This window comes from Paenibacillus sp. KACC 21273 (assembly GCF_028736095.1).
Taxonomy (GTDB): Bacteria; Bacillota; Bacilli; order Paenibacillales; family Paenibacillaceae; genus Saccharibacillus; species Saccharibacillus kyungheensis.
In genome coordinates this window covers 1427953-1440252 of record NZ_CP117876.1, presented here as the reverse complement: position 1 = coordinate 1440252, position 12300 = coordinate 1427953, and the positions used below count along the sequence as shown (strand labels likewise).

Annotated in this window: 11 protein-coding genes; 2 read left to right on the top strand and 9 right to left on the bottom strand. The window is 38.1% G+C overall.

Features of this window, described 5'->3' with window-relative positions; translation table 11 throughout:
• Positions 1-116: 116 nt before the first annotated feature.
• Positions 117-836, top strand: coding sequence for a stalk domain-containing protein (locus PQ460_RS06680; protein ID WP_274172128.1), 720 nt, complete (start codon positions 117-119; stop codon positions 834-836).
• Positions 837-956: 120 nt separating this feature from the next.
• Here PQ460_RS06680 and lpdD read toward each other — a convergent pair whose 3' ends face one another.
• Both lpdD and PQ460_RS06670 read right to left on the bottom strand, forming a co-directional pair.
• Entirely contained in the window at positions 957-1349 is a 393-nt protein-coding gene (gene lpdD / locus PQ460_RS06675; protein WP_274172127.1) for a prenylated flavin chaperone LpdD, read from the bottom strand.
• A 230-nt stretch (positions 1350-1579) separates the two neighbouring features.
• Positions 1580-2014, bottom strand: a complete 435-nt coding sequence (locus PQ460_RS06670; protein ID WP_204823093.1) for a LysM peptidoglycan-binding domain-containing protein — start codon at positions 2012-2014, stop codon at positions 1580-1582.
• 335 nt (positions 2015-2349) lie between these two features.
• Between PQ460_RS06670 and fabV the strand changes: the two genes are divergently transcribed.
• Positions 2350-3546, top strand: coding sequence for an enoyl-ACP reductase FabV (fabV, locus tag PQ460_RS06665; RefSeq protein ID WP_274172126.1), 1197 nt, complete (start codon positions 2350-2352; stop codon positions 3544-3546).
• Between the two features lie 100 nt (positions 3547-3646).
• Here the strand turns inward: fabV and PQ460_RS06660 are convergent, their stop codons facing one another.
• The 7 genes from PQ460_RS06660 to PQ460_RS06630 all read right to left on the bottom strand — a co-directional run bounded on the left by PQ460_RS06660 (position 3647) and on the right by PQ460_RS06630 (position 12287).
• Positions 3647-4447: a hypothetical protein gene (locus PQ460_RS06660; RefSeq protein WP_274172125.1), complete on the bottom strand. Its 801-nt coding sequence runs from the start codon at positions 4445-4447 to the stop codon at positions 3647-3649.
• 47 nt (positions 4448-4494) lie between these two features.
• The gene (locus PQ460_RS06655) at positions 4495-4914 is read right to left on the bottom strand and encodes an integrin alpha (protein WP_274172124.1); all 420 of its coding nucleotides are present in this window, start codon (positions 4912-4914) and stop codon (positions 4495-4497) included.
• Positions 4915-5181: 267 nt separating this feature from the next.
• Complete coding sequence (locus PQ460_RS06650; protein ID WP_274172123.1) at positions 5182-6462, bottom strand: helix-turn-helix domain-containing protein; 1281 nt, start codon at positions 6460-6462, stop codon at positions 5182-5184.
• A 129-nt stretch (positions 6463-6591) separates the two neighbouring features.
• Entirely contained in the window at positions 6592-8277 is a 1686-nt protein-coding gene (locus PQ460_RS06645; protein WP_274172122.1) for a methyl-accepting chemotaxis protein, read from the bottom strand.
• A 189-nt stretch (positions 8278-8466) separates the two neighbouring features.
• Positions 8467-10236: a helix-turn-helix domain-containing protein gene (locus PQ460_RS06640; RefSeq protein WP_274172121.1), complete on the bottom strand. Its 1770-nt coding sequence runs from the start codon at positions 10234-10236 to the stop codon at positions 8467-8469.
• Between the two features lie 58 nt (positions 10237-10294).
• Positions 10295-11563, bottom strand: a complete 1269-nt coding sequence (locus PQ460_RS06635; protein WP_274172120.1) for an amidohydrolase — start codon at positions 11561-11563, stop codon at positions 10295-10297.
• A 4-nt stretch (positions 11564-11567) separates the two neighbouring features.
• Positions 11568-12287: a DUF1028 domain-containing protein gene (locus PQ460_RS06630; RefSeq protein WP_273613257.1), complete on the bottom strand. Its 720-nt coding sequence runs from the start codon at positions 12285-12287 to the stop codon at positions 11568-11570.
• Between the last annotated feature and the right edge of the window lie 13 nt (positions 12288-12300).

Sequence of the window (12300 nt, the reverse complement as noted above, 5' to 3'; positions counted from 1 at the left end):
TCCTATCATATCTATCCAATCATACCTATAAAGTGGCCTTTAAAAACTTGACAATCGGTTGTTAATCGTTTATTTATAATAGTGATTGCTACTTTATTACTCAGGAGGGATATTTAATGAACAAAAAGGTTGGTTTGGGGATTCTGGCAGCTACATTGACATTTGGAATAGGGACAGGTGCTCTGGCGGCGACAGGATTAGAACCTATCAAAGCTTATTTGAACAGTACAATTTCTCTGAAAATGAATGGTACTACAGTTACTGCTAAAGATGCGAATGGCAAAGCTGTTCTCCCTATTACTTATAACGGTACAACTTACTTACCTGTACGTGCAGTCGGCACTCTAATGGGAACTTCTATTACGTATGACAGTGCTTCTTCTTCTGTTATTATCGGAGGTTCAGGTAACACAGGATCGCCTACAACTCCTGTAGAAACAAGCTCACAATCTTTAAGTACATTAGGCACCAAAGTATTAGGTTCCTCAGACTGGCATACCAAAGATCCAAGTAATACTGTGTACAAAGATAAAGATTACAAAGACGTTTTCCTATATACAGGCGAAAATAACCAGAGTAAAAGCTTTCAGATTATGACTGACAATAAATATTCCAAACTACATCTAGAACTAGCAGCACTTAGCGGTAACCAAAAAATTGTGATTACGAATCAGGATAATACAACACTCAAAACGTTATCTGTTAATCCTGACAATGGCATGGTTAGTGCTGACGTAGATATTGCTAATACCAAAGCTATTTATGTTGACATTAAAGATGCTGATAATGATTCTAAACTATTTGTGCCTTTAACAACTTCTTCTTTAAGTAAATAATCAATAGATTATGTCATTTGCAAAAGAACGAGAGAATAGTGTTAACGATAGATAGAGTATTCGTTGACTTATGATCTCGTTCTTTTCTATATACATCTACTCTTTAGTGATCTGCGCAAATTAGTTAAATAGTGAATCCTCTGGCTTTGAATATGATTCTATAGATTGACTCTCCTGCAAATGAAGTATTAATTCATTTCCCATCTCTACTACCATTTCGATCACTTGATTAATCTCTTCCCCACTGATCTGATCAATATGAACTCCTCCACAGATCACAAAATTCCCACGCCATTGTTTACGTAAGTGAATAGCGATTTCTTCTGTAAAATAAAATTCTTGATGTTGCTGAAATTGGATCGTTTGTAGTGGTTGGCTCGGAGTGCCTGCGGTAATGGTGCCTACATGAGGACGATCTCCTCCACTGATCAATATCACGATATCGTCTGTACCCATATAATAAACATCCATTTGAATCTGGATTCTTCCTCTACTTTTATGTATATAAATCATAATCTCTCCTCGCTTTCTTTAATTATTAAAAGCGACCAGATCTAATGACACAATGAACTTTATAACAATGATATGTATTATCTTTCTGCCAACCCAAACAAAAAAAGCCAACGCTCGGGGGAACGTTAGCTTTTTTATATATAAACTACTCCATAAGCATTTGGCAGATACTTAAGGGTAGATAATATTTAGGCCGATCAGATGGCAGTTGATCGAGAATGTCTAAATTCTTATTTTTGAGGAATAGTCAATTGGTATCCAGCAGGTAGAAGGTTGTTGGCAGCAACCAATTCGTCTACAGTTACACCATATTGAGCAGCGATTTCAGTAAGGCTAGCACCTTGTGGAAGAACTACAGTGATTTTGTTGTTTGTTACTGGCTCAGTTGTTTTTGTAGGCTCAGTAGTTGTGTTGTCTGTTGGTGTAGTAGGTTCAGTTGTTTCGTTAGCAGTTCCGAACATAGAGTTGATTTGTGCACTTACAGAATCTACATAAGCTTGGTTGTTAGCACGTTGTTCTGCTTTGTCTTTGTTTTTCTCGTGGTTGCTTTGATCGTTAGAAGCTGCAGATACTTGGTTAGCTCCGATTGGTGCTACAACTGCTACTGCTCCAAGACCTAGTGCTAAAGTAGTTGACAATAAAACTTTTTGAAATTTGGTATTCATGATTAATTTCTCCTTTGGGATGTTAGCTGTTTTTTGGTAACTAATTTTCTCTTAGTAACCTTATGAATTAATAATAACATTAATTAAAGAATATTGCAATACTATTTAAAAATATTTTATTATATTTTGTGCAATTATTCTTCGATATTATTTATTAACCAACCTATCTAAATTTTAAACAGCTCTTTCCTACTATTTTCGTACTATTTTTACTTTCCAATAACGCTTCTATCTATTCTTAATCGAAGCTTTACTTGGTGATACGGTGTACTCATTCGCAAAAAATGCTACAATACGAAAGATGATGTAAAAAGTGAAAGCGAGGAATCCTCTCTATGATTATTAAACCTAGAACACGTGGTTTTATTTGCACGACAGCTCACCCTGTCGGCTGTGCACGTCAAGTTCAAGAACAAATTGAATATGTACAATCTCAACCTAAAATTAGCGGACCACGCAATGTACTTGTGATCGGTGCTTCTACTGGATACGGATTGGCTTCTCGCATTGTAGCAGCATTCGGTGCAGGTGCTAATACGATTGGTGTTTATCGTGATGGTGGTTCTGTCAAAGGACGTACTGCTTCTGCTGGTTGGTATAACTCAGCAGCTTTTGAACAAGAAGCTCAAAAAGCAGGTCTCAAATCTTGCAGTGTGATTGGCGATGCTTTTACCAATGAAATCAAAGCCAAAACGATTGAAGCGATTCGCAAAGAATTCGGTCAAGTCGATACTGTCATCTATAGTGTAGCGGCTCCACGTCGCACAGACCCAGCAACAGGTGAAACATTCAGTTCTGTTCTTAAACCTATCGGTGCTGAATATACGAACAAAACGGTTAACTTCCATAATGGCGAAGTGACTCCAATCACGATCGAACCTGCTTCTGAACAAGAAGTACAAGATACCGTCAAAGTTATGGGCGGTGAAGATTGGAAATTGTGGATGGATCAATTACACGAAGCAGGTGTATTAACTGAAGATGTAACCACAGTGGCTTACTCTTATATCGGTTCTGAAATTACACAAGCGATCTATCGTCAAGGTTCGATCGGTCAAGCGAAAGATGATCTAGAACGTACTGCTCAACAAATGAATGATCAATTGAGTGCTACAGGCGGACGTGCTTTTGTCTCTGTAAGTAAAGGATTAGTGACTCAATCCAGTTCGGCGATTCCTGTTGTTCCTCTTTATATCTCAGCATTGTACAAAGTCATGAAAGAAAAAGGTATTCATGAAGGTTGTATCGAGCAAATGTATCGTCTATTTGCAGATCGCTTGTATACAGAAGGCCCTGCTCCTGTCGATGAGAAAAATCGGATTCGTATTGATGACTGGGAGTTGCGCGAAGACGTGCAAGCAGAAGTTGCTGAAATCTGGGATAACTTAACATCAGAAAATATTTATGAATTGACTGATCTGGAAGGATATCGTCGTGAATTTTTCCAATTGTTTGGTTTTGAGACCGATCATGTTGATTATGAAGCTGATGTAGAACCCGATGTAAAAGTTCCTAATATTTATTCAGAATAAGCTTGTCATACCAAAAAGCACATGCCTATCTCATATAGGATGTGCTTTTTGTGTATAACTATAGTATAAGGATCAAAATGATCTACATCTCTTCTATCCCTCATCGCGTAGCTCCAAATATATGTTGTAGATCAGCAGACTCCGATTGTAGTGATAGTACTAATTGGGATGGATCTTCAGGCAAATAGACAACACGAATAATCTGTCCTTGTTGAACTTGAGCTAAACTGCTTTTAAAAATTTCTTTTTGCACATTTACAGTTAATGTCTCTCCTGATGGTTGAGTCATACTAAGTGTAAGTTGAAGACTTATTTTATGTGCGTCGATATCTTCTAAAGGTACAACATCGATTATTTTAGCGTACGCTTGTTGACCCTGTGTAGCGATATTCATCATTTCTGGTGATACGCCTTGTTTGATCATTTGCTCATTTAATAATTGCTGTGCTTCTGCTTGCGAGACCTGCCCTTTCCAATCGATTCCTACTTTAGATGGATCTTTAGGAGAAACGAGTAATGGAATCAGTGCACCTGGTTGAAATTGAGCCAACGATGTAAGCGGCACTACAGCTCGCAATTCAGCAGGATATGAATCTTCACCCTGACAGGTCACAATCACTTTACACTGAATCTGCGGTTGCTCATTGATATAAGTACCTGTTTGTTGAATAGACTCAATAAGACCCACTGCGGACTTGCCAGATTTGACAGTTTTGAGACTGAATACTGTAGAAAGAATCGTGGGTATAAAAATAAGCGCAATTCCAATATAAAGCAAAGGATGATACCACGGTTGATCTATGACTTCTAGCACATCGCCCCCTGTTATATTCAAGTACATCGGTAGTCCCCATACAAGCAATATACATAGTATACCTATTGTTAGCAGAATTTTTTTCATTATTATGGCTCCTTATTTGTTCAAATGGTTGTTTGTTTGGGTGTTAATTATGAAGAAGATATGATTCCCATATAAATAAAATTAGCAGGTGAAGATGGATGAATGCCTAATCCTATATGATCACCCGGACGTGGAATATGCATTTTAGATACCATTGTTTCTAATGTTTTCTGATATCGGGTTCCATTGTTCTCAGTCACATCTAAGACCAGAATAATAATAGGATCAAAATTTACTAACTTGCCTGTATCTTTTACAGAGATAACCTGTGCGGTAGCAGTGATCGGAATTTGTCCACTTGCAGAGGATTGGGCTTGGCGTGCCATCTCTAGGCTAGCATTTATCTGATCTCGCTGTTCTTTAGGAACTATACTTTTCATAAATAATCCGCTTAATCCTTTGTTCATAGCTTGATCTGCTTGCTCCATATGATCTTGCTCTTTTTTATTTCGTTTAAAAAATCCCATAAGTGTATGCTCCTTCTGTTCAGGTATATTGTGGTTCTGCTTTTATTATATAAATGCTTTTGGCACACAACAATAGATACAGGCACATACAAAAAAAGCAGACAAATCGTCTGCTTAATCTATCTTTTCTATCAAAATAGGGTTCGTTTCAGTAAATATTCGCAAACAATACGTACAAATCTTTGCTTGAATTCTTTTTCACACTTAGATATTTGTAAATTAATCAATATTTTTATCTAAATGATATAGATATATGAGCCAATAATATTAATAAGTACGTAACAAATAGACTAATTTTCGATAATACTGAGCAGCTTCTTTGTATCGTCGCTGATCTTCTGATACAACTGCTAAAGCTTCATATAATATACTGAGTCGGGTAGATTGATGGATTGATTCAAAGTAAGGCAAACACACCAAAGCTTTTTCAATAAACAGTTCCGACTGTCCTTGAGACAAAGCTATCTGACTTTCATAAAATGTAACAGCCATCTGCTGATCCTGATGAAGAGTGAGCGTATTCAATTGTTCGATATGATTTATTACGGATGCCCAACCTTTGGTCGCAAGTGCTATCTCACAACGATAAATAAGTAACACAGGCAACATATTTTGCTTTGTTTCTTCAGACTGATGATCCACAATCGTTTCAAATCGTAGAATCTCTGCTTCTGCCTGTTCTAGTTGCTCTGTCATGGTTAACATCATAATCCGATTATTCATAATCATACTTAACATATCACTTTGATGTTCTGCATAGACGAGATGAGCTTCTGCCATAGAGAGGGCAGTTAGCGATTCTTGTATAAATTTCATCGAAAAGCAGTAACCACTATAGATGATATAGAGACCAGATAATCGGTGAAACCATCGCTGTTCATACACTTGCTTCATAATTTGTTCAAAGGTTTTTTTGGCTTCTTCAAACTGCTTGGTATGTACATATGCTTCCATCCGAATATGTTGTGCTGTAAGCCATGTTTCACTACCGGTCTGAAGCAATGCAATCCAACGTTCTACTTGATGCAGAACATCGTAATATTGATGCTTGGAGCGGAAATGTTGAATTTTATAAAATAACAACGCTTTGAGTAATGGAATAGGCAACAGAATATCGTCAGGTCGTCCAAATTTATCCAGATAAAAATTCAAATACGATTGATGCAAATAGTCGTACGCATCATGATCATTCAATTGTTGAAAATAGGTCGCTTTCATCAAAGCCGTTGTTAATTCTATCGTTAAAGTATTATCACGATCAGGCAGATCATTTACTTCTTGCTCAGGAATACTAGAAGCTTGCATCGATAATCGTTCAAAAATCTGTTCAGCACGTTGTAATGTCTCCAGATCATCAGCTGCTGTACGTTCCAAATACACCTTACTCACACCCAGACGTTCAGCAATCTGCTCTGCCAAATCTTCTGGTAGTGGATAACGTTCTGCTAAAATATTGGCAAAATGAGCTTGAGTGACTAATCCTTCTACCAAGTCTTTACGAGTAATATCCTTTTTTTTGCACAAATAATCAATACGTTCTTTTAGCATAATATAACCTCCTTGAACGATTGTTGTAGACATGGATCTACTGCTCATTGTAATCAAAAACAACCTGACGGTCATCTATTTTGTTGGTTTATGCACAGAATAAATGATCATCAGGTTGTGAGAGATTGATTATATTTTGAAGCGACTTACTAATGCTTGTAAATCTTCGGCAAGGCTTGTTAAAGCGACAGCAGAATGTAAAACTTCTTCACTAGAAGCTAATTGCTGTTCGGTTGCCGCTGCAATTTCCTGTGTGCTATCTGATATTTCTTGCGTGCCTTTAGTCATCGTTTGCATAGAATCGGCAGAGTTTGCAAACGAATCGTTAACATGTGAAGCATTGGAAGCAATACTTTCAGTTTTGGTAGAAATTTCTTCAACAGCACGTAAAATATCATGGAATTGCTGTACTGTTGCTTTGGTCATTTGATTACCTGTTGCCACATCTGTTTGAACAGTTTGAATAGCAGACATCGTAGATTGAGTTTCTAACTGAATATGACTAACCAGTTCTTTGATCTGTTTACCTGCATTAGCTGATTGTTCTGCTAATTTTCTAACTTCTTCTGCAACGACTGCGAATCCACGTCCATGTTCTCCAGAACGAGCTGCTTCTATAGAAGCATTTAAAGCAAGCAAGTTCGTTTGAGAAGAAATTTCATTGATTAGGGTAGTAACTGTATCTATCTTAGTGGCATGTCCTGCCAGTACGCTAACACTTTGATCTGCACGAGACACTGAACTTTGGATAGACGTCATTTGCTCGCCTACACGTTCTATAGACTCTGTTCCTTTTTCAGACTGCTGTTTCATCAATTGAGAGAAGTTCACCATCTGAGCTGTATTATCTGAAATTTCAGACAATTTGTGGAATGAATTTTGTAACGATGTAGATTGATACCCTAGTTGTTTGGCTTGTCCACCTGTCTGATCTGCAATCACTTGCATCGATTCAGCAACCTGTTGAGAGGTAGACTTGGATTGCTCTGCACTGGCTGAGAACTCTTCTGCTGAAGCTGCAACCATATCAGATGATACCCCGATCTGGCTAACAATCGAATGTAATGTAGCTACAAAAAGATTAAAACTAGAAGCCAATGTACCAAATTCATCTTTTTGCTTCAAATCAATCGTTTGAGTCAAGTCTGCTTCACCTTGAGCAATCTCTAACATTTGACGATTTAATAGATGCAACGGTTTGAGAATAGCACGTAATAAAAGAATACCTAGAATAATGCCTATTACAGACGAAACGATAATGACAACGACAATAACGACTTTACTGATATGTGCTTGTGCTTCGTTTTGCGCTTGTAATTGAGCTACTTCTTGATCCAGTTTGGTAATCACATCATTGACTACTGGTGTTAATGCTGTTTTGCGTAGTGTACGTTCTTCGCCGAAATGATATTGACTTGCAGCGGTAGGATTTTCACTTTGTAATTTGACAACATTAGCATTTAAATCTACGACTTTAGCAAAAGTGGTACTGATGTTTTGCAAAGACGTTTTGTAAGGTGCGCCTGCGGATGATTGTTGTAACAACTGTAATATATTATTAATTTCAGTGATCTTTTTCTGCATCTCAGGTACGTATTCTTGTTCACCTGTAAGTAAGTAACCACGTTCATCATTTGAAAGTCCTGCTAATCTAAAATCGATTTGTTTCATATTTTTTTGCATTTCCATTTTCGATTGCAATAGAGCACTTTGTTCAATCGTATTAGAGATGGTGACATAAGATAATATCCCGCTCCCTAAAATAGTAAAAATCAATAAACTGATGGTGGTGATTAATCGTGTTCTGACTGTCATGGTGTATCTGCCTCCGGTATATTCTTATATAAAAATATTAGTTAATAAGACCTAATAATATTATCGAATTTTGTCGTATTATGTATTAGCTTTTTCCGAAAATTTTACACTGCGTTAACAAATCAAAAAAACTTTATCTCTGGTATGATAAAGTTTCGTGTTTATTTTATATTTTTTTCTGTATTGCGGTTATTCTTCATACAAATATAAGTAAATCTGACATGCCATTCGTACGTTAAACCACTCATCTCCATGATCAAAAGAATAACCTAATAATTCTTGAATCCGTCCAAGACGATAATACAGCGTATTATGATGAATATTTAACGATTGAGTAGTATTTTTAAGATTACGGTCATATTTTACAAATGAGACTAACGTGATCATTAGATTGGCTTTTTTTTGCTGATCATATTGAATAATTGGTTCTAATACATCATTCAAATACTCTTCTAACTCTTCACGCGATTGTTGCATAAAAAAGCGAATCACACCTAGATCGCCAAAATAAATCAATCGCTGTTGATTGCCTTCTTTGAGCAATAACTGCATACATTGTTCTGCATCTTTGTAAGACCGGCTCACTTTATCTAACCCTTGATACATTCTACCGATACCTGATGACAATTGACGATCTCGGCGAAGCTCTCGTAACAATAATTGAAATTGGGATTGACGTTCTTCTTTATTTAGATGTCCTGCAATATTAACAATAATAATCGTATGATGATGCCGTTCAACCAATAGATAATGGATATGTAGCTGACTCATAATAGATTCAAACGAATGTCTCGCAGTCACTGACAGAGATTGCATTAACATCACTGCATAATGATCTTCCTGTTCAAATCCAAGTACACGCGCTTGTTCTTGTAAAGACATATTCATTTCACCAGATAGAATACTTTCGAAAAAAACATCTTTGGCACGCATCTGAGATTGTTGAATAGCTTCTTTTTTCACCCAATCTAGCGCAAGCACAGTAGCGCTGTATTCAAAAATCATTTTATTGGTACTCATAACTTCTTGACTTCCTGTCCATGCACACAAATAACCGAGCAACCGATCAGTGCCAACAATCGGAGTAACAATAATAGATTGAGAATTATCTTCTTCCAGTACAATTCGTTGCCACTTTTTGCTACGTTGTACCCACTGCATCGCAGGATGTTGCAGAAATTGATCGGGTAAATGAGGTGTCACTTCAGCAGGTAAATAATCAATCGGTGTGAGTAATAGATCAAATACAGCGATAGGCATTTTGACATTGCGATATAAAGCAGACAAAATTTCAGGCGTTCCATATCCTTTGGCCGCTAAGTTGTTAATCTGATTATGAAAATCCATTGTAATTTGCAAACGTTCATGTTCTTGACGTAAAGCATCGTGAGTCAAAAATAATTCATGATTCTGCTCTTGCACCTGTCGAAATAAACGATGATGTTCAATCGCTATCGTTGCCAGATCACAATAGATTTGTAACGTTTGAAGATCATGTTCGGTCAAAGCTTGTGAATCAGTAAAATTATCAAGCGTTATTACTCCTATACAACGATTATCAGATAATAAAGGTACTGAAATGCAACAGCAAGGAGTTTCCCCTTGAGTAGATGATTCTACATAATATTTGTAATTAAAAGCGCTCATATTATCCATAGCGCTTTGTAGCTCAGAAAGATTGTTGATTCGAATAGGCATACGTTCTGCAAAAACTTTGCCTGATATCCCTTCACCTGAAGACAATCGAGTCATCGTCATCACTGCCGGAAGATAGCCGACTGTAGCTTGAATAATCAACTTATTAATTAACGGATCATGCAAAAATAAAAATCCTGCTCCTGCGGCTGGAATACTATCTATCGCTGTCTGCAAAATCAGTTGAAGCATCTGTTCTTCATGAACAGGAGACATAATCGTCTTCATGAAGCGCATCAGAGAATGAATCGGTGGATGCTCCATCGGTTACGCCTCCTTTAAGTTCATTTTGTGCTATAGATTACAAGTAATTGTTGTGTATCTATGCGGGTGATCCAGACTGTTCAAATGTAATCTGTCCACCTGCAATTGTGAATGCCACTTCGCCGGAATCCGTTAATGGATGTGTATTCCACATCACGATATCTGCATCTTTGCCTACTTGTAATGAACCTGTAGAATCTGCTAGATGCAAATGACGAGCAGCTTGAATCGTCAACGCTTCCCATGCCGCATCTAGTGGTAATCCTGCTTGAATAGCCATTTTGGCTGACGTTGGCAAATATTGAATAGGTAATACAGGATGATCAGTTGTGATCGATATTGGCACTCCGGCTTGGTACAAAGCAGGATACGTTTCCCACGAAAGGTTACGCAATTCTACTTTACTACGTGCAGATAACGTAGGCCCTATACTGCAATAGCGACCAGATGCTGCTAATTCTTTGGCAATTTTGATCCCATCTGTTGTATGTTCAATCGTAAGATCTAATCCAAATTCATCTCCTAATCGCAGTGCTGTAGCGATATCATCGGCACGATGTGCATGAAAGCGAACAGGGATTTTCTTTTCTAATGCAAGCGCTAAAGCTTCCATACGTAAATTACGTGGTGATGTTGGTATCGATTGTTCTGTCTCTATCGATTGCCGCTCTGCTAAGTAATGTTGAGCCTGTACTAATTGTTCACGAATAATACCAGCTATCCCCATACGAGTCAATGGGGCTCGTCCACTCGCTACGCCATGATATTTTTTAGGGTTTTCGCCTAATGCCATTTTAAGACCGGACGGATGTAGTACTAACATCTGCTCTACGGTTGAGCCTGGAAGTACTTTGAGACAACACATTAACCCTCCAATCACATTAGCACTACCCGGTAACACTTGAACGGTAGTCACCCCTGTTCTAGCGGCATCGACAAACCCATCATCATAAGGATTGATTCCATCTAAGGCGCGTAGATGAGGAGTCACCGCTTCAGATGTTTCATTGTAATCTGCACCTTCCCACCCGATACCTTGTTCATCTATACCGATATGAGTATGAGGATCGATCAACCCGGGCGAGACTAAGCGATGGTGTGCATCAATAATTCGAGTATTGGATAAATTGCTCACTTGTTGTTTGTACCATTCCCATTCAGTTGTATCGCCTAAACCTGCAATTTTATCATCTACGATATGAATCCAACCTTCATTTATCGTTGTTCCCTCCATCGTTAACAAAGTTGCATTGGTAATCAGGATCGAGGATGTGTTCAAAAGAGATGGTGTAGTAAAAGAAGGATCATGTTCTAGAAAATAACTCATCGACTCAACCTTTCTTTTCGAGTGGAATGCCTTTCATAACGGTGTCCACCCAGTCGTAGTATTGTTCAATTAGTACTGACCGATTGCTGTAATAAATTCTTTCTAATTCAAGAATAGGTTCAGGATGATCATCTACACGAAAATCGACATAAGGGAAACCAGGCGTAGCCGCTACTTTGAGCACAGATGCTTGCTTGCCACGACGATCTCCACCAGCATCTGAACCTGCTTTGAGAGCAGCAAGTAGACGCTCTGCTAGTTCAATATCTGTATTTTGTTCAAAAGCTTGCTTCATAGCAGGCAAAACATCTTCATTTGCAAGCAGATTGCCAGATAGACAAAATTGATCACCGATCAAGTGCCCTTTGACATCATCATTCTCACTACCTGTAAAAGCAGCACAATGACCAAACCGATCCATCACAGCAACCTGTCTCAAATCCCGGCCTGGATCTTCCATGAGTAGATCATCTAACACTTTATTAGCGGTAAGCCCTTGTCGTAGCAATTCAATACCACGAGGCCCAAGTGCCGGATTCATCCACCCTTGCGTAGCTACCACACCATATTCAGGATCAACACAAGGAGAAAATGCGCCGACACCTGGAAATTTAGAAGCCGCCGCCGCGCCAAACCGCTTCGTTTGGGGACAACGGGCAATAATAGCAAAAGTATTACATTTAAAATCAGCTAAAGGTCGATCTGTCGGATAAAAGATAGGCATCACACACCACTCC